Source organism: Microbacterium sp. ISL-59 (genome assembly GCF_018613945.1).
GTDB classification, from domain to species: Bacteria; Actinomycetota; Actinomycetes; order Actinomycetales; family Microbacteriaceae; genus Microbacterium; species Microbacterium oxydans_B.
Window position 1 is genome coordinate 1,110,403 of the sequence record NZ_JAGGPG010000002.1, and the last position, 18,542, is coordinate 1,128,944.

Here is an 18,542-nt window from a genome sequence, read left to right on the forward strand (position 1 = left end):
TGCGCGCTGATCTGTGTCCGCGATCTCCACGGTCCACCATCCGTGGTCAAGGAAGGCATGGACATCGAACGGCAATGCCCTCCCGGAACCGGTGGAGACGGGTTCTCCCATCATCCTGGTCCTTCCCTCAGCGCGACCATTATGAGCGGGGGTAGAGCGCATGCCGACCTACCCCCGCTCTTGAGCGAAACTACTCGGTGCTCGCCGCGCGGCGGCGGAGGGCCACGATGACGCCGGTGCTACCGCCGGCAAGAACTAGCAGCCCCGCCAAAAGGAGCAGCGGCAGCGGGACGTCGGTCCCGGTCGCAGCCAGCGCGCCATCCGCGCCTTCAGCAGAGCTGTTTCCGGAACCGCCGGGTGTGCCCGTGCCCGGGTTGCCAGGGCCGGGGCCTCCGGGGCCGGGGCCTCCGGGGCCGGGGTTGCCCGTCTCAGCGTCGATCTCGATTGCTGCCGTTGCCTGGTCGGATGTGAAGGTGGTGCTCTCGCCCGCAGGCAGCGACGTGACGGCGCTGGTGAGGGTAACCGATCCCGCTTCGGCGTCCGCAACCGTTGTCGTGTACCGGGCGTGGCACGTCATGCTCGCGCCGGGCGAGAGGTTTGAGGTGTCGCATGTCTCCGCGGGCGCCTCCCCGGTGCCCGTAAAGTCGATCGTGTCGATCGTGAGCTCTTCCAGCGTTGCCGTTCCGATGTTCGTCATTGTGTAGGTGAAGTCGATCGTCTCGCCGGCGCCACGGACGTTGACGCGGTCCGCGGTGACATCGTACTTGAGGCCCACGGTCTGAACTGTCGTCGATGCAACGACGGTGTTGGTGGTCGTGTCAACGTCAGCTGTCGCGCTGGCGGCGGTAGCGGTGTGCTCGACGGCCTCGCCGCGGCCCGCGGTGACGGTGCCGCGAATAACGATCGGGGCGGCGGACGCGCCGCTCGTCAGCACCGGCGCAATCGCCGCCGATGCACAGGTGAGGTCTGCGTAGGTGGCCGACGTCGCGTTCGGGGCGATGGTGCAGTCCTCCGGCGCGACAGCGCAGGTGAGGGTGTTCCCGCTGATGCTGCAGCCGTCACCGGAGACGAGTTCCGGGTTGCTGACGCTCGAGGGGATGACTTCAGTGACGATGTACCCGTAGGAGGCGTTGGTGCCGGCGTTGGTGAGATCGTACGTCCACTCCGCGGTTCCGCCCATCGGCAGCAGCGACGGCCCCGCAGCCGTCAGCTGCAGATCGTTGGTGGCCACTGCGACGTTCATGGTCATTCCGACCGGGCGGGGGAAGGCGATCGCCCCGTTCGTGGCAACCACCGTGGCACCGTAGATCGTGTCCAACGTGAAGCTAGTGATGAGCCCCTTGAGCTGGATCTCGACTGGTCCGCCCCCGTCCGGGACGGTGCAGTTTCCGGGTTGAGTCTGCGTGCGCAGTTCGGTGCCCACCAGGGCCCAGTTCGAAGCAGAAGTGATCTCGGACAGCTGTTCGGCAGCCGCCGGAGCACCGTTGATCGCGGAGAACCGCGCGTCCATGAAGCTCTCGACACACGCGCCCGGCTCAGTGCGGGCGCCGCCGCGCATGGACAGCTGCACGACAGGGTCGACAACCGGTGCGGGGAGGGTGACGGTCATGGCTTCAGTGAAGCACTCGACGGGTGTGCCGATCGGCGCCGCGTTGACACACGGGCGGCCCTGCAACTCGTCCGCCTGGAACTTACTCGTGACGTTCAAGTCGGTTCGCCCGCCCGGCCCCTCGACGAGGCTGATGGTCTGGTGATTGGGGTCGCTGCTCACAGCCGTCATCTGGCCGGCATCCCCCAGGCCTCCGGGGAGCGTTGCGAAGCTGGTGCGCTGCTGAGCGATCCAGTTGGAAGCGGATGCGTAGCCCGGCTCCACAGCGATTGCGGAACCGCCGGGGACAGCGACGGCGGTGAGTATCGCCATGCTCGCGATGAGGACGCTGAGAGCCGCCCGCGACCTGCTGTGGCCGCGTGAGTGTGCCGTGCCGGTAGAAAACTGCTGGATTGTCTTCATGGGATCGATACTCCTATCGTGCACCTAGGATGCGCAAGGAAATGTTGGCTGAACTGGGCGGATGCTTGAGGGTTCGGCCGCCGGAACCTTCGGGTGAGGTCGACTCTTCGATGGTGGCGGATCGCCTATTAGTGCACTGGAATATCACTGCAAAGGATTCACGACGTGCCGCATCGGCGCTTAACGACGTTCGCCCAGGCGGGGGGCGCCTGGGCGAACGGTGCGCGGGATGCGCGCAGCGGGCTGTGAAACCGTGTTGGTACCCACTGCTTCCTACTGACCTGGTGCCAGAAGGAGTCTATGGCGACGGTTTTGGGGGCGCCACAGGGAAGGTGCGAGCGCGCGTCGCTGTTCGTTTTCACAACCTACTGACGCGGACGCTGTGTTCTGGATATATCAGCCAGCGATGCATAAGCATGCTGGCGCGCTGCACATTAGCGTCCGGGATATGAAGCCAGAAGCTGCGATGTCGACGCTGATTCGCCCGCGCGATCTGATCCGCGATCAAGTGTTCGACCATCTCGCTGCACGGATCGTCGCGGGCGAGCTGCAACCGCTCGAGGAGATTCGCGATCACGAACTGCAAGCCCAGTTCGGGGTGTCCCGAACCCCCATCCGGGAGGCTCTTATCCGCCTCACAGAAGTAGGTCTCATCGAGATGAGCGCGAACCGGTACACCCGCGTCGCCCCTGTTGACTTCACCGACCAAGCAGACCGCGCGGAAGCGGCATCCGCGCTTGTGGCGTTCTGTGCATACAGTGCCGCGTCCTCGTTCACCGACGCGCAGGTCCAGCATCTTGATGAGCGCATCGATGCCTTGTTGCGTTTTCACCTGAACCAGTCTGAGTCGCGAGAGGGACTGATGCTCTGGTTCGAACTTTGGTCCGCAGTGGCCGATGCCGGCGCCAATCGCATCATCAGCGATGTCATCGATACACGGTTGCGGCTACACCTCACGCGTGTGGTGTACGACATCCCGTTGACCCGCAAGCGCGCGAGTCGACTGAGCGCGCTGCTGGAGAGGCTCCGTCGTGCGGTGCGCGAACGCGATCGCGATCGCGTTCGCGGAGCGGTCGTGGCGTTGTTTAAGACCGCTTTCATTCAGCCGCTACGCGAAGCCGCAGATCTCCCCAGATAGTCGCTTGCTCGCGACGCTCTGGGGGAAGCCCCGTCGCATGCCGCCCTTCTCGCGGTCGGCGGGGCGTGCTCCCGTCCACTCAACGCGGCCGGGAGCACGCGTGGCGTCCGTGCTGGGGAGCACGGACGCCACGCGATACACGACGCCTCGACGTCCGACGCTTGGGGTGCGCCTATGGGGATCGACGTTCGAGATGGGGCCGCCGTGTGCCGCCGGGGAGGCGACACCTTCACGCTAGGAGTTTGGGCTGACGCACACTGAAGTATCGGTGCTTGATCATCCTGCGCTGAGGTCGTCCAGAACGTACACATACAGGTCGCTGATGATGTCGGCTCCTTCATGCCGGTCGTTGTTCTCGACCGCATCGAGGAGCGCCTCGATCGCGTTGCATACCATCGTCGCATTACGGTCCCGTCCGAGATACTTGAATCCGAACACCAAAGCTGGCTTCTTCTCCGCGTGCATCGCGGCCAAGTACTGGTTACGCGAGTACGTTGCCAACAGTTGGAACAGATTCCACGTCATTCCGGACGCGCGACGACTGTCTACAACGGGAGCTTTCCACGCAAGCATCGCTTCCTCAGCGGCTGCCCGAAACTCTTTGCGCTGATCGGGCGTCGTGCGGGGAATCGCGAGGCTCGCCGCCAAGGACGACAAGCCCGCGGATTCTGCCAGCACGGCCGCGAGCCACGCCGTGGTCGGCGTCGCGACTACGGACGATTTATGGGGGCGAGCCTCCACGAGGTGCCAGGCGGTGAGGATCGAGATCGCCTCCCGCACCGTGTTTGATGCCACACGCAGCTCTTCCGTTAGCTTCGATAGCGGCAACGGATCGCCCGGGGCGAGGTCACCCGACTCGAGCTGGTTAATGAGCGCTTCCAAGACGGATTGCAGCCGTGTGGGTGAGGATGCTGGCGCCGGTAGCGACTGCTGTTCGACCAGATCGAGCATCCCGATTGACATCAACTCCGGGCCACCGGGCCGGCCCAGTGCATCACTCACCCTGCACCCGCCAATCGCCACTCACAGCTGCACGGAAGAGATCCGCAGAAGCGACTCGGAACATCTCCAGCACCCCGTCATGAGCGCTCAATGCATCCCGGGCTTGGAGCGCCGCCCGGAACGCGTTCAACCGCTCACGAACCTGGCGAGCTAACCACTCCGGGGTCGGACGGACCTGCACTGATCGGCTGAGATGCAGCACAAGATTCTGGTCGAGGATTCTGGTGATCGTGGGGTTGTTGGCGAGAGTGATGATGTCCACCCACAACGCGAACCACAGTCGCAGCCCATCGGGCATGCCACCCCGGGTGAGGTCAGAGTCCAAGATGGCTTGAATGCGGGCATCTAGCGACGCCAACTCATCGTCCGACATTTCCGGAACCACTTTCGCGGTTGCGAAGGCGATGAGCGCGCCCGCCGCTTCCGCCCGGTCCGCTTGTGCCGCCAGATCGATCGGAGCCACACGCGTAAACCGGTTCGAGCTCATCTCGATCAACCCAACATCAGCCAGGCGAATCATCGCCTCCCGAATCGGGGTGCGCGACACCCCATACTCTGCCTGCAAATCTTGATCACGAATCTCCTCAAGCGGCGCAAGCCTGCCGGTAACGATCTCTTGCGCGAGACGCGCATAGACCTGATCCCTGATGAGCGTCCGCGGACGCACCCCCGAGGCGAACTGCGAATTTGATTCCTCCGACATACCGGTCAGAGTAGCGAGCAGAGTATTGATGCGTAACCCGATTGCGGAGTCATATTTCACCCAGCGCCTTGCCAAAGCACGAGTCCCGCGCTCTGCGCGCATCCCGACATCCCATCCCCGAGCATCCCCGAAACGGGGTCGCCGGTTGAGCGCTGGAGCCGATAGGAGCCCTCAGCCTCAGTTACTGTCGTTCACCAGTGCCTGCCGCGCATCGACCCACACAGCCATGCTCCAGTCATGCGGCCAGAGGCAGCCGCTGCGTCTGGAGCAAAATCTCGGCGCTGGGGCGCGTCAGGCCGGCCGCGTTCGTCTCGCTCAAACAGCGAGCGCTCACCACTGATTCCCTTTGGAAACCGATCCAACCGGTGCAACCGCCGGATCGAGGCAAGCGAGGTGACGCCAGCACGCGGCGTCCGCATCACAGATGCATGGATCCGAACCAGGACCTCATGAGTCAGACAGCCGCAGGTCTAGATCGCGTTCGACCGCGTCACCCCTCGCCTCGGACGCGTGACGTTGACAGAGTGTCGAGACCCACATTCTGATCACGCACCGCTTCGCCGCCGCCCCACAGAGTTCACACGTCTCCACGCTTTCCCACTCAGCTGCACGAACAGCGTCTGCGAATGCCTCGTCGAAGTTCGTCGGGCGATCGGATGGGTCGGCAAAGAAGCTCAGAGCGCCAAACTTCGTCTTCACCTGCTGCACCACGTACTCCGGAGCGATGACGGACAGCTTCGCATCGAGTCGCGCCAGCAGCGGGTACCAGCCGACTCCGACCTCCAGCACCTCCGGCCACCCTGGAGTGATCCGCTTGAGAAGGTCGTGAAGTTCCGGCGGATAGTCCTCGGTCACGTCAACTCTCCCGGTGAGTGATGGCATCAGCGTCCACGATCTCAGCGATCCGCTCGCGATGCGTTCCGCGCGGGTGGCGTGCGGCTTCGCGAGCCTGCTGACGACTCCTCGACCGCTCGCGAAACTCCCGTCCAACACGCAGGCTACGCAAGACGCCGTTGTCAAAGCTGATCATTCCTCGCCGACGCCATTCGATCGCTGCATGTCCACGGAAGCCCGCAACGGCGCGACGCCGCTGCACAAAGTCGAGATTTCGTGGCAGCGGCCCAGGAAGCCCGCCGGTGTCTGGCAGAAGATGTGTAAAGAGCTCAGCGAAGGTAGGGCCGGCTGCTGTGCGACGGCGCGTTTGCGCGATGAAGATCGCGGCAGCCAGCGCCCATTGCTCTGCCGTGTCGTCGCCGGTGAAGTCTTCGAACATGAATACCCACTCAGCTGGTGGCGGCGAGTCAATTTCCTGCCACCAGATCGGGTACGAATCTGGCATCTCAACCATCACAATCGCGGTCGCTTGCACGGGCCTTCCCGCGACGCGACCGCCTGTCGTCGGGATGGGCAGCACACGTGCAGGGAAGAGCGGAGCGATCCGACGAGGACGAGATTGTTTCGTATGGCCTTCCGAATTATGCCATACGGATTAGGCCATACGGCGAGCGGCCCGCCGGGACGCTTGGTAGGTGCCCCGACGGAACGATGAGATTGAAGCGGAGTGGAGCGCGTACTCCCAGCGCTTCGCGACCTCACTTCGTTCTGCACGGGAGCGTGCCGGGCTCAGCCAGGAAGATGTGGCATACAGGTCGGGCCTCACCCGGTACACCTATCAGAAGTACGAGAAGGGCGAGTCGCGCCCGGGCCGTCCGGCCAATCCCACGTTGCGCACTGTGCTCGCGCTCTCTCAGGTGCTGGAGACGTCGTTGGCCGATCTGGTGCCCGAGGACGCTCCCGATCTTCGGAGCCGGTAGGACGCATCAGGCTCGTCAAGGGTGGTTTTCGAAACCTTGGTCGTCGCGGACCGCGAGGCCGGATTCGCAGGTCCCGCTCCTGCATGAGCCACCCACCTGCCTCACTCAAACGCTAACCTCCGACTCAACGCCCGAATGGGGCTCATCGCAGTCCGCGGCGTAGGTGGAGCCTGAATCCGGGCGGCCGGGCGGTTCAATCACTGCGCAGTGTCGTCGCTGGGCCGTGGAACCTCGACACGTGCCACGAGGTACTCAATGCTGTCTCGTCGAGCGTGCGCGGCCCAGCGTGTGGCTGATTCAGGGGTGAGACCGAACTGGGTTGAAATGACAGCCGCAGGGAGGTCGGACGCGAGGGCCACCATCGCCGTGTTTCGTGTGGTCTGTGGCAGCACCCCGATGCGGGCGAGCTTTCTTCCGAGCGTGCCTGGATGCAGCGGGGCGTGTGGGCGACGGGTCGATGGGAACAGATAGTTGGCATCGCCGGTGAACGTGCGGGCGCGAGGCGCGGTTGCGGCGTCGGCGGCGAGACGCTCGATGAAAACGGCAAGTTCGGTGGGAACTTCAGTGGGATGATCCGACAAAGCGACGTGGAGACGGTCGTTGTGTCGGGTGAGCTCTGCGGTGGTGAGGCGGTGGATCCGCTCGAGGCGGGCGCCGTAGAGGAGGACAAGCAGGCCGGCGACTCGCTCCGGTAGTGCGACCTCCTGGTCGCGCGCCACCAGCAGCTCGCGAATCTGCGCCTGCTGCTGCTCGTCTGAGTTCACACGCGTCGGCTTCGTTCGCTTCGGGACGGCGACGAAGAGGTCGTCCGTGATGCCCCTGCCGTTGAGCCACTTGATGAAGGGGGCGGTATTGCCTGTGCGCGCCCGGTTTCCCGCAAGCCAGTCATCTAGCGTCGCTTGGCTCAAGTCTGTGATCGCTTCCTGACGATTGTCGAGGTGGCGCAGGAGGCGTACTGCACAGCGAACGCGCTCGCGTGCCGCAGTGGCGATGCCGAAGGAAGTTCGCCGACGCCGTGCGCGGCGCCGAACGAGTCGAAGCACCATCCAATGCGCATAAGGCTTGACCAGCGCGACGTGATGCCGCGGAAGGCCCGCGAGGAACTCGTCGGTCCAGGTCGCGAGCCGGTCAGCATTCTCATCGCGGCGCGGGAGGATCATGGCCGCAACGAGGAGCGATCGGAGGTGCTCCCGAGCTTGCCCCGAAGGGCAGCGGTCCAAACTCGAATGAGTGATCGTCTGCCCGGATGCCAGCGAAGCGAGTAACGCTTTGGGGATCGGGCGGTCGAGCCATCGCATGGTCGAGTCCGGCCTGCCGTGCCTGGCGAGAGCCGCAGGGAGTCCCGCAAGCCCCTCGGGGATGGTGCCGCTCGCCGAGGCGAGGATCTGTTCCGCCGAGACAATGACGGAACACCGCTTGCACAAGTTCACGAAGTGTTGCTCCCCAGGCGCCCCGCATTTCACACACAGGTAGTCGCGTGGGCTGCCCGCGCACGGTCCGCAAATCTGCGCGTCTGCGTCCGAGCGCGCGATCAGGGCCCTGACTTGCCCGCATCGATGGCAGGGTCGCGGGTTACGCAGAACGCTGCGGTAGCACGGCAGACAGACCGATCCGAGCGGCCAAGTCGTATGTACCGCACGGACAAGTCGGCACACCCCGCATTCCACGTCTGGCGTTCGATAGCAGCGGTGGCAAAGGTCTGAGACGCCGGTCTGGGCGCGCGCAGCGACCTCGCGCAATTCTCCGCATCCTCCACACCTCCTCATAGGAGCCTCATAGCAGCCCCGACAGATTGAATTTCCGTTGATGACACATGCGGTTTGGGCGATCCGACCGCAGGTGAAGCACTCCCGTTTCGGCCGACCGCAATGACTGCATAGCGGAAGACCGTTGGCGGTGCGCTTAGTGGGCGTCCGGGAACGTCCGCATCGCGAACACGGTTCCTTGCGTCCGTCGTTGTAGCACGGGCGGCAGAGACCGCCTCCTTCAGGGAGGCGTTTGATCCGCTGAGCAAGTCGTCCGCAGTTCGAGCACGGGTGCTCAGGCGGCGGCCTCACCTGGCGGTGCCCGGGCGATTGATCTTTGTGCGAAGGCTTGTGACGGGGCGGGACGCCTCGGGAACACCATCCTCCACAGCGAGAGCTTCGCCCGCGACCCTCCGGTGAGAGACTTCAACGATCTGAGGCTCGATGAGATCGTTCGGCGTGCAGCCGAGGATGTCGCACAGCGCGACGAGTGTCATGACACTCAGCCGCTGGGGGTGACCCGTCACAAGTCGATACGTCTGCTCACGTGACAGCACGACCCCTCTCTCGCCCAGGAGCGGCTGCAGGTCGGTCGTTGCGAACATGCCCTGTTCGGCCATCTTCGCGCGAAGGTGCCACACGTACGCCATCTCTCTCATCGAGTGTCCTCCTCAAAAGTCAACCCATAGCGGGTGTGCAGGGATTGTGACAGCAACCGGTTTCGGTACTCATTGGAGACTCCCACATAGATCGCAGTAGTCGAAGAAAACGAATGACCCACCTGCTCCTGCACGAAGCGCTCCGGATAGTCGAACTCGATGAGGTGTGTCACATATGAATGCCGGAGTGAATGCAAATCAAGTGTCGGGTCGAGTTCGGCGAGGTCGCGTGCCCTGCAAAATGCTTCATTCGCTGCCCGCCTACTCAACCGCGTCCCCCTCTCCGTCACCCACAGCGCGTCCATCGACTTCGGAGAGAGCGCAGGACGTACTTCATGGAGGTAGTGCCCGAGCACGTCGGCGATCCATCCCATCTCCGGCACTGTCAAAACCGTTCGCCGTTGAGCGGGGCCGCCACGGCCAGCCTTCCCGTACCGCACGGACAACGAGCCAAACCGGTCGAACTGCGGGAGACGAGCGTTGCGCCGGAAGTCGACCAGATCGAGCATGACCGATTCCTGACGCCTCAGACCGAAGGCATAGACGCACTTGAGCAGCGCGGCATCGCGAAGTGCCGGGAGAGCCCCCTTCCGCTTCCGCAATCGCGCCTGCGCGCTGACCGAGTCGGCGGCATCGAACAACGCCTGGACTTCGTCATACGTGAGCGGCCGCCGCGACGGATCACCCTCGAACTCACTGACATGCGCGATGGAGTTGTCCTCATGGAAGATCTGCGTCGGTCCGCTTCCAAAACGCTCGCTGCATTCCTGCGCCCACGGATACCGCGGGTCTGCCACGTACTGACAGAACATCTTCAAGTCGATCTCATAACCACGCAAAGTCGACAAACGCAGAGGGCGCGACCCAGACCTCAACTCGGCAATCCACGCGTCCGCCTCAGCCGCGGTCCACTGCCACGGGTACTGGCCAGTGAAGCTCATGAACCGGCGTACAAGACGCTCTCGCGCCCTCATCGTCGACAGCTTCAGAAACCGGGCCGACTGCTGGGCCCGCCACCCCTCGAGCATCGCCTCGAACACCGTGCTCTCCGGATCAAGGTGTGCAATATTGCGGGCTGCGAGCAAACGGGAGTGCGAAGCGATGGGGTGAGGCACGCCTCAATGATGCATCAGGCACAACAATGATGCAACTGCACGAAGATGAAGGAGTTGTGTGATCAAGACGAACACGCATCCAAAGCGCCTGCCCCCGTGCCGAGTCGCGCACAAACACCCGTCAGCGAGGTTGCATCTGATGGCAATACTGCTCGTTTGATCATCCCGGCGCCGAACTCCAGCCGGAACACCAGCCACCAGAACAGCACGATCACAACCGTGGGCGGCGGCTGATCGTTCGAACCGAGGAACGCCGCGAGGAACCCGGCCTCCAGCAGCAGCATCTCCCACCCGAACGAGTAGAAGGTCTGCCCGATGCTGACGATCGACATGTAGCCGAGCCACAGCGCGAGGAAGCACAGCATCGGCACCCACGGCGGACCCCACTGCGGGATGCCGATGACGAGGAGAGTCGCGACCACGATCCCCGCCGTGCACAGGAGCACCAGCCGGCGATCGGAATAGCGGATGCGCGAGAATATGGTCGGATGCAGCATCCGCCGCCGCTCCGCCTTCTGGCCGACCCATTCGAGGAGGGCCGGCGCCGGGAGCAGCCCGTGCTCGCCGAGCAGCGGCCGGAACTGGTTGAGGCTCGACAGGAACGCGACCAGGTACAGCGCCGCGATGCCGCGCTGCAGCACCTCGCGCGCGAACCCGAAGTCGACCGCCGCGAACCCGTCCACGGCCACAGGCTACGCCGCCGGCATCCGCGGGGAAGGGGGCTTGCGCACGGGTCCCCCTCACGCAATGAAGGAGATCTCACCCGATGAAGGAGCCCCTGCGCGAACAGGGCCTTCGAAGGGTGAGATCTCCTTCGTATCGCGTGCCGACTCCGAGCGGATGCTGCGCCTCAGAGCCGGTGTGACTCAGGTCAGCTGGTGGCGACCCAGTCGAACTGGTCGCCGTACTGCTTCAGCCACTCGTCGACGGCATCCGCTTCCTTGCCCTCGCCGTACTCGTTGACCACGAGGTCTTCGAGCGCACCGTACTGCTCGTCGTCGAGCTTGATCTGCTCGATCAGCTCAGCCGCCTCGGGGAACTCCTCGGCGAAGCCCTTGGTGCCCAGGAAGTGCAGGCCCTCGGCCTTGCCCATCGCGCCCTTGGGGTCTTCGAGGTCCTTCACGGGGAAGGCGTCGTTGGCCCAGAACGGACGCCACAGCGTGACGACGATGTCTTCCTGCTTGTCGGTCGCGGTCTTCAGCTCGGTGAGCATGGCCGCGGTCGACGAGGTGACGAGCTCGTACTCGCTGTCGAGTCCGTACTCGGGCATCATCTTCTGGGTCTGGGCGGTGAGGCCGGCGCCCGGCTCGATGCCGTAGATCTTGCCGTCGAAGTCGGCCGCCTTGCCCTTGAGGTCCTCGATCGAGGTGAGCTCGGAGTACTCCGGCACCGCGAGGGTGAGCTTGGCGTTCTCGTAGTACTTGCCCAGGTCTTCGATGTCGTCGCCGTACTTCTCCATGTACTCGGCGTGCGTGAGCTCGGGCCAGGCCGACGGGTACATGTCGACGTCGCCCTGCGCGAGACCGGTGTACAGCGGGCCCGCCTCGGTGAGCGTCTTCATCTCGACCGTGTAGCCGATCTTCTCGAGCTGGTCCTGCAGCAGGTACGCGGTGCTCAGGCCGTCGGTCCACGAGGGCAGGAAGCCCAGCGTGATCGTGCCCTTGTCGTCGGCGTTGCTGTCGCCGCCGCCCGTGCCGCCGGCGCCGTCGCTGCTGCAGCCGGCGAGGGTGAGCGCCGCTGCGGCGCCGAGGGCGGTGATCGCGAGGATCTTCTTCTTCATGTGATTTCTCTCTCTCAGTTCCGTATGGGTGTTGTTCCGTAGGGGTGAAACTCAGTGCACGAGCGCCGGGTCCGTTGCGGCCTTCGTCGCGGGTGCCTCGGCTGCGGGGGCGGATGCTGCTCCACCACCGCCGCCGTGCGGCTTGCGGCGCCGCTCGATCATGCCGAGCAGCGACGAGCGGTTCTCGCCGGGGGCGCCCAGTGCGGCGGTGACCCGATCGAGGAAGACGGCGATCAGCACGACACCGAGACCGGCCTCGACGCCCTTGGGGATGTTGATCGTCGAGATCGCCTCGACGACCATCTTCCCGAGGCCGTCGGCACCCGCCATTCCGGCGATGACCGCCATCGACAGGGCGAGCATGATGACCTGGTTGACGCCGGCCATGATGGTCGGCATCGCGAGCGGGAGCTGGATGCCGCGCAGGATCTGACCGGGCTTGGCGCCGAACGCGTGTCCGGCCTCGACGGTCTCGGAGTCGACGCCGCGGATGCCGAGCTCGGTCAGTCGCACGCCCGGAGGCAGCGCGAAGATCACGGTGGCGACGAGTCCGGGGACCACGCCGATGCCGAAGAACACGATCGCCGGGATCAGGTACACGAACGCCGGCATGGTCTGCATGAAGTCGAGCACCGGCTTGAGCACGGCCCGCACTGTCGAGTTGCGCGCCGACCAGATGCCGAGCGGCACGGCGATCAGCACGGCGATGATCGCGGCGACGAGCACCAGTGCGAGGGTCTGCATCGCGGGAACCCAGAGGTCCATCCCCACGATCAGACCGAACGAGACGATGGTCCCGATCGCGAGCTGCCACGAGCGCACGATCCAGGCGATGAGCGCGGCGATCACGATGATGACCGCGAAGCTCGGGGTGAGCAGGATGCTCGTGAGTCCGTCGACGAGGAAGCTCATCACGAACGAGATCACGTCGAGCAGACCGTCGAGGTTGTCCTTGATCCAGTCGACGCCGGATTCGATCCAGGTCCCCACGGGGATGCGGAAGCCATCCATCAGCGCACCTCCTCCGTGGTCGGGGCATCGGCCGGGTCGGCGGTCCACCCGTCATCGAGCACCGCATCGATCTCGGCCTGCGGCATCGGCATCATCGGCAGGGTGATCTCCTCGGTCGCACCGGGGCCGGGGCCCAGGGCGGCGAGCAGCGTCACACGCGGGATCACACCGGCCAGACGTCCCTCGGCATCCGTCACGGCCAGCGGCAGCGGAGACTCGACGGCGGGCACGAACAGGTTCATCAGCACCTCGTCCTCACGCACGCTCTGCGGCACGGGCTTGATGATGGAGTCGAGGGTGGTGGCGCCGTTGCGCACGAGCTTGACCGCGTCGCGGTCGGTCACGACGCCCACGAGCTGCCGGTCACGGCCGACCACATAGGTCGCCGACATGTACGCGTCGCGCATCTGGCGGAGCGCCGTACGCGGGCCGGCGGTGTGCGGCACGACGGGGCGCGGGCGCTCCATCACGTTCGCGGCGGTGAGCACGCGGGCGCGGTCGACGTCCTGCACGAACTGCTCGACGTAGTCGTTGGCCGGGTCCATCAGGATGTCTTCCGGCGTGCCGATCTGCACGATGCGGCCGTCGCGCATCACGGCGATCCGGTCGCCGAGGAACATGGCCTCGTTGAGGTCGTGCGTGATGAACACGATCGTCTTCTGGAGCTTCTGCTGCAGCTCGAGCAGCTGCTCCTGCATCTCGCGACGGATGAGCGGGTCGAGCGCGCTGAACGCCTCGTCCATCAGCAGGATGTCGCTGTCGGCGGCGAGCGCACGGGCGATGCCGACGCGCTGCTGCATTCCACCGGAGAGCTCGGAGGGGAGCTTCTCGCCCTGACCTTCGAGTCCGACCAGCGAGAGGATCTCTTCCGCCTTGGCCAGGCGTTCGGCCTTCGGGGTGCCCTTGAGCTCGAGCGGGTAGGCGACGTTCGCGGCGACCGTGCGGTGCGGCAGCAGAGCGAAGTGCTGGAAGACCATCGAGATGCGGTCGCGACGGATCTCGCGGAGCCTCGAGGCGGGGATGCCGGTGATCGGGTCGCCGTTCACGGTCACGGTGCCGGAGGTGACGTCGTGCAGCCCGTTGAGCATGCGGATGATGGTGGACTTGCCCGATCCGGACAGGCCCATGATGACGAAGATCTCACCGCGGTTCACGGCGAAGCTGGCGTCGATGACCGCCGCGGTACCCGCATCGGCGACGGCCGTGCGACTCTCTCCGGCCTTCAGGCGGCGGACGGCGGTGCTCGGATTCTTACCGAAAACCTTGTATAGATTGCGCGCTTCGAGAGCGATTTCGGACACGTTTCCCCCGCGGCTCGCCTTCGGGTGGCTGAGCCTGCTTCGGTTACGCCCGGGTGAGGCTCTCGAGGCCGTTCGACATGATCGCTGTGGCGGCACAGACGGCGGATTTCGGATCCGCCGCGATAGAGCATCGACCGTACGCCCACGCCTCTTCGCAGCACAGCTCATCGAAAGAAGGACGTGACCGCGGACTGGTCTTCGGACCGTCAGGCCCGCATTCCAACGTAACGAAATGGCCGATCAGGGGCAAATCCTGGGTCGGTGAACGGTACGAATTTCGGCGGCTGACCGGGGAATTGCACGGGTGTTCAATATTCCGGTCCGAGACCGATTCGGGGTCAGGATCGGCGCTCTTCGGGGGTGCGGATGCTGCGCGTCACGGTGAACTTCGGGGTGCGCGACAGCTGTTCCGTGTGACCGATCAGACGGGTGAGTTCGGCCCGATAGCCGAGCGATGAGTTGTACACCGTGAAGAGTTCTCCGCCGGGTCGGAGCACACGCGCGGCGGCCTCGAACAGACGGGTCGCGGCCCCCGTGTGCACACTCGTTCCGAGGTGGAACGGCGGGTTCAGGAGCACGACGTCGACGCTCGCGTCCGCGATCTCCGAGGCCGCATCGTCGTGCATGACCGTCACGCGCTCGGCGACCCCGTTCGCCGCCGCTGTCGCGCGGGCGGAGGCCACTGCCGCAGCCGACCGATCGGTTGCGATGACCTGCGCCTCGGGGCGGGCGAGTGCATACAAGACGGCGAGCGCACCGGTGCCGCAGCCGAGGTCGAGCACGCGGCTCGGGCGGTCGCCGTTCACAACTCCGGAAGAACCACCGTTCTCCGACCCGTTCGCGCCGTTTTCGACCCGAATCAGCCCATTCTTGAGGAGTTGTGAACCGCCGAGGCCGAGCACCTCGAGCAGCGCCCGGGTGCCGATGTCGAGGCGGGCACCGGCGAACGCCCCGCCGTGCGCGACCAGGGTCAGTCCGTCGTGCTGCGCGGTCACCGGGAACGGCGGCCCGGCGGGCACCGGACGCGGGTCGGATGCCACGACCAGCCGCGACTTCCGCTCGGCGCGCTGGGGCTGCATGTGCGCGAAACTGCGCCCGAGCACCTCGTTCTGCGCGAGCGTCATGTGCTTCACGCGGCCGCCGGCGACGAGCACCACATCGGATGCCGCCCAGCGGGCCACGGCATCCGCGATCTCCTCGAGCTCCGCCAGCGACTTCGGCAACTGCAGCAGCACGAGCCGAGCGCCGGAGAGCAGCTCCGCATCGAGCTCGTGCGCCACGAAGCCGGCGAGCCCGAGCTCCTCGGCGTTGCGCTCCAGGGCACGGCGGCCGGTCGCGAGGTCCTGATGCACCCGGATGCCGTGCCGCCCGGCATCCGTCAGAGCCAGCGTGATCGCGCCGTATTCGTCACCGATCACGACGGTCTCGGAGCCCGGGATGTCGAGGGAGAGCGCCCGCTCGACGAGCAGCCGATCGGTGGCGTCATACGCCTGGAGGTTGTCCGCCTCGACGTCGGGCCACCGGCGCAGGCGACTGTAGGGGAACTCCGGCACCAGCCCACTGTACGCGGGCGTCGTAAGGATTTCGCATGCGTTGTTTTCGCTCGATTCACAAGTTTGTGAATCGGGCGTACGCTCCCGCGCATGACCACCGTCATCGACACCCGGAACCTCACCAAGCACTACGGCCACGTGCACGCGCTCGACGGCCTCGACCTCACCGTCGAGCACGGCCAGGTGCACGGCTTCCTCGGACCGAACGGCGCGGGCAAGTCGACCACGATCCGCATCCTCCTCGGCCTCGCGCGACGCACCGGGGGCGAGGCCACCGTGTTCGGCGAAGACCCCTGGAACCGCGCGGTCGACCTGCATCGGCGCATCGCGTACGTGCCCGGTGACGTCAGTGTGTGGCCGAACCTGTCGGGGGGAGAGGCCGTCGACCTCCTCGCCCGCCTGCGTGGCGCACAGACGAAGGATGCCGCGTATCAGCACGAGAAGAAGCGGCTCATGGAGGCGTTCCAGTTCGACCCGCGCAAGAAGGGCCGTGCGTACTCCAAGGGCAACCGGCAGAAGGTCGCCCTGATCGCGGCCTTCGCGGTGCCGGCCGACCTCTACATCCTCGACGAGCCGACGAGCGGGCTCGATCCGCTGATGGCGGTGATCTTCCAGCGCGAGGTCGCCCGCGCCCACGCGAACGGGGCGACCGTGCTGCTGTCGAGCCACATCATGAGCGAGGTGGAGCAGCTGTGCGACCGGGTGTCGATCATCCGCGCCGGACGCATCGTCGAGACCGGAACGCTGGCCGAGCTGCGCCACCTCACCCGCAGCGACGTGTCGTTCACCCCCTCCGGAGCCACCCTGGAACAGGTCGCCCGCATCCCCGATGTGCACGACCCCGAGCAGCAGGGAGACCGCATCCGTCTCGCGGTGGACAGCGACCGTACGGCCACCGTGCTCCCGGCTCTCGCCGCTCTCGGCATCAGCGATCTGCGCGTCGCACCGCCCTCCTTGGAGGAGCTGTTCCTCCGCCACTACGGCGATGACCTGGCGACGCTCGAGGCGGCGGAAGACGGCGGTCCGAGCGACCAGCCCACCGGCAGCCGCCGCGAACGCCGGATGCAGAAGGAGCGTGCGTGATGAGCCGCTTCGCCGTGCTGCTCCAACAGCGACTGCGGCGCGACCGCGTGCAGCTGCCGCTGTGGATCCTCGGCACCGCCCTGATGGCGTTCGCCGGATACGCCGGGGTCAGTCAGTCGTATGCAACGCTCGCCGACCGGCAGAACATCCTCGCCGCGGCACTCGCCAACCCGGTGATCCTGATGTTCCGCGGACTGCCGTCCGGCACCTCCGAGGGCGCCTTCCTGGCGTTCGAGATCCTGCCGTGGCTCGCGTTCCTCGCCGCACTCATGAGTACGTTCCTCGCCGTTCGTCACACCCGCGGCGACGAGGAGGCCGGTCGCGCCGAGCTCGTGTGGGCGACCCCGGCCGGGCGCCGGCTGCCGACCCTCGCCACCATCGTGCACGGGCTGTTGGCCAACGTCGTCCTCGCGCTGCTCACCTCTCTCGCCCTGATCGCGACCGGTCTCCCGGCGGCCGGATCGTGGCTCGCGGGGGCGGCCGCCGCGAGCTGCGGGGTCGCGTTCCTGGGCATCGGACTCCTCGCGGCACAGCTCATGCGCACCTCGCGCGGCGCGAACTCCCTGACGGTCTGGGTGCTCGTCGCGACCTTCCTGGTGCGTGGCATCGGCAACGCCGCCGGAACCCCGAGCAACGACCTGTCGAGCATGACCAGCGCGTGGCCGGTGTGGCTGTCGCCGTTCGGCTGGGCGGAGCAGACCCGCCCGTACGACGCCGACCTCGCCTGGCCGATGCTCCTGGGCTTGGCCTTCGGGCTCGTGCTCGCCGGCGCATCCGTGGCGCTGCAGTCGGTACGCGACATCGATGCGAGCTTCGTGGCGGAGCGCCGCGGTCGGATCTCGGCCCGCCCCGCCCTGGCATCCCCACACGCGCTCGTCTGGCGGCTCACCGCGGGCTCGATCATCGGATGGGCGGTCGGCGGCGCGATCACCGGCATCCTGGCCACGACGCTGAGCGGCCTGGTCGATCAGATCTCGGGCGAGAACCCCGCCGTCGCCGAGATCCTCGAGAAGATCGGCGGCGCGACCGGCGGCCTCGACGAGGTCGTGGTGACCGTCTTCTTCACGCTGCTCGGCATCCTCGCCGCCTGCTGCGCCGTGCAGACCGTGGTGCGCGCCCGGCAGGAGGAGGCCCGCGGCACCGCCGAGGCCGTGCTCGCCACACCGATCGGCCGCGTGCGCTGGCTCGCCGACTACGTGATCGTCGGCGTCGTCGCGGTGCTGATCGTGATCGCGGCGGCCGTGCTCGCGGCCTGGATCGGCGTCTGGGCGAACGGGGGCGACGACTCGCTCTACCGCATCGTCGCGGTGGCCGGTCTCGGCCAGGCGGTCGCGGCGGCGGTGTTCGCCGTGCTCGCCGCCCTCGTGTTCGTGCTGGTTCCGCGGGCGACGACCGCGCTCGCGTGGAGCCTCGTGCTGCTGGCGGCGATGCTCGGGATGTTCGGGCCGCTGTTCGGACTGCCGGAATGGACGGCGAACCTCTCGCCGTTCGCGGTGACCCCCGTGGTGGACGGCAACGGTGTGGATGTGCGCGGACTCTGGTGGCTGGTGCTCGCCCTGGCCGCGGGCGGCGCGGCCACCCTGACGCTGATGCGACGACGCGAGCTGGCCCCCGGCGCCTAGGAGGA

Annotated in this window: 16 protein-coding genes and 1 pseudogene; 4 read left to right on the forward strand and 13 right to left on the reverse strand. The window is 66.1% G+C overall.

From position 1 onward, the window contains the following. Positions 1–190 precede the first annotated feature (190 nt). The gene (locus tag J7E45_RS09420; protein ID WP_215068761.1) at positions 191–2,011 is read right to left on the reverse strand and encodes a hypothetical protein; all 1,821 of its coding nucleotides are present in this window, start codon (positions 2,009–2,011) and stop codon (positions 191–193) included. Between the two features lie 466 nt (positions 2,012–2,477). Here J7E45_RS09420 and J7E45_RS09425 point away from each other — a divergent pair, with 466 nt between their 5' ends. Then, the gene (locus J7E45_RS09425) at positions 2,478–3,149 is read left to right on the forward strand and encodes a GntR family transcriptional regulator (RefSeq protein WP_215068763.1); all 672 of its coding nucleotides are present in this window, start codon (positions 2,478–2,480) and stop codon (positions 3,147–3,149) included. Positions 3,150–3,425: 276 nt separating this feature from the next. Here the strand turns inward: J7E45_RS09425 and J7E45_RS09430 are convergent, their stop codons facing one another. The 4 genes from J7E45_RS09430 to J7E45_RS09445 form a co-directional block, all read right to left on the reverse strand. Further along, a complete protein-coding gene (locus J7E45_RS09430; protein ID WP_215068766.1) occupies positions 3,426–4,151 on the reverse strand; it encodes a GntR family transcriptional regulator in 726 nt (241 codons plus the stop codon). Beyond that, on the reverse strand, positions 4,144–4,914 hold the full coding sequence (locus J7E45_RS09435; RefSeq protein WP_308162089.1) for a GntR family transcriptional regulator: 771 nt from the start codon (positions 4,912–4,914) through the stop codon (positions 4,144–4,146). The genes J7E45_RS09430 and J7E45_RS09435 overlap by 8 nt, the downstream gene beginning before the upstream one ends. 387 nt (positions 4,915–5,301) lie before the next feature. Beyond that, a complete protein-coding gene (locus J7E45_RS09440; RefSeq protein ID WP_215068768.1) occupies positions 5,302–5,736 on the reverse strand; it encodes a hypothetical protein in 435 nt (144 codons plus the stop codon). Beyond that, on the reverse strand, positions 5,711–6,223 hold the full coding sequence (locus tag J7E45_RS09445; RefSeq protein WP_215068770.1) for a hypothetical protein: 513 nt from the start codon (positions 6,221–6,223) through the stop codon (positions 5,711–5,713). The genes J7E45_RS09440 and J7E45_RS09445 overlap by 26 nt, the downstream gene beginning before the upstream one ends. A 160-nt stretch (positions 6,224–6,383) precedes the next feature. Here J7E45_RS09445 and J7E45_RS17935 point away from each other — a divergent pair, with 160 nt between their 5' ends. Continuing rightward, positions 6,384–6,668 carry a helix-turn-helix transcriptional regulator gene (locus J7E45_RS17935; protein ID WP_308162090.1) on the forward strand — a complete coding sequence of 95 codons (285 nt, stop codon included), beginning with the start codon at positions 6,384–6,386 and terminating at the stop codon, positions 6,666–6,668. Between the two features lie 197 nt (positions 6,669–6,865). On the opposite strand, the gene J7E45_RS09455 is transcribed toward J7E45_RS17935, so the two are convergent. From J7E45_RS09455 to J7E45_RS09490, 8 genes and pseudogenes are all read right to left on the reverse strand, one after another. Further along, a complete protein-coding gene (locus tag J7E45_RS09455) occupies positions 6,866–7,966 on the reverse strand; it encodes a hypothetical protein (RefSeq protein ID WP_215068772.1) in 1,101 nt (366 codons plus the stop codon). A 755-nt stretch (positions 7,967–8,721) separates the two neighbouring features. After that, positions 8,722–9,072: a helix-turn-helix transcriptional regulator gene (locus J7E45_RS09460; protein ID WP_215068774.1), complete on the reverse strand. Its 351-nt coding sequence runs from the start codon at positions 9,070–9,072 to the stop codon at positions 8,722–8,724. Further along, entirely contained in the window at positions 9,069–10,187 is a 1,119-nt protein-coding gene (locus J7E45_RS09465) for a tyrosine-type recombinase/integrase (protein WP_308162091.1), read from the reverse strand. Before J7E45_RS09465 ends, J7E45_RS09460 begins: the two co-directional genes overlap by 4 nt. A gap of 155 nt (positions 10,188–10,342) precedes the next feature. Continuing rightward, a pseudogene (locus tag J7E45_RS09470) lies at positions 10,343–10,870 on the reverse strand (lipase maturation factor family protein); the annotation flags it as partial. A 188-nt stretch (positions 10,871–11,058) separates the two neighbouring features. Further along, the gene (locus J7E45_RS09475) at positions 11,059–11,967 is read right to left on the reverse strand and encodes a glycine betaine ABC transporter substrate-binding protein (RefSeq protein WP_215068776.1); all 909 of its coding nucleotides are present in this window, start codon (positions 11,965–11,967) and stop codon (positions 11,059–11,061) included. A 51-nt stretch (positions 11,968–12,018) separates the two neighbouring features. Then, positions 12,019–12,978 (reverse strand): proline/glycine betaine ABC transporter permease, encoded by a 960-nt coding sequence (locus J7E45_RS09480; RefSeq protein WP_091027691.1) that lies wholly within the window; start codon positions 12,976–12,978, stop codon positions 12,019–12,021. Continuing rightward, entirely contained in the window at positions 12,978–14,279 is a 1,302-nt protein-coding gene (locus J7E45_RS09485) for a glycine betaine/L-proline ABC transporter ATP-binding protein (protein WP_091027694.1), read from the reverse strand. Before J7E45_RS09485 ends, J7E45_RS09480 begins: the two co-directional genes overlap by 1 nt. A gap of 338 nt (positions 14,280–14,617) precedes the next feature. Beyond that, positions 14,618–15,832 (reverse strand): class I SAM-dependent methyltransferase, encoded by a 1,215-nt coding sequence (locus J7E45_RS09490; RefSeq protein ID WP_215068778.1) that lies wholly within the window; start codon positions 15,830–15,832, stop codon positions 14,618–14,620. Positions 15,833–15,922: 90 nt separating this feature from the next. Between J7E45_RS09490 and J7E45_RS09495 the strand changes: the two genes are divergently transcribed. After that, on the forward strand, positions 15,923–16,915 hold the full coding sequence (locus J7E45_RS09495) for an ABC transporter ATP-binding protein (RefSeq protein WP_215068780.1): 993 nt from the start codon (positions 15,923–15,925) through the stop codon (positions 16,913–16,915). Further along, positions 16,915–18,537, forward strand: a complete 1,623-nt coding sequence (locus J7E45_RS09500; protein WP_215068782.1) for an ABC transporter permease — start codon at positions 16,915–16,917, stop codon at positions 18,535–18,537. Before J7E45_RS09495 ends, J7E45_RS09500 begins: the two co-directional genes overlap by 1 nt. Positions 18,538–18,542: the final 5 nt, after the last annotated feature.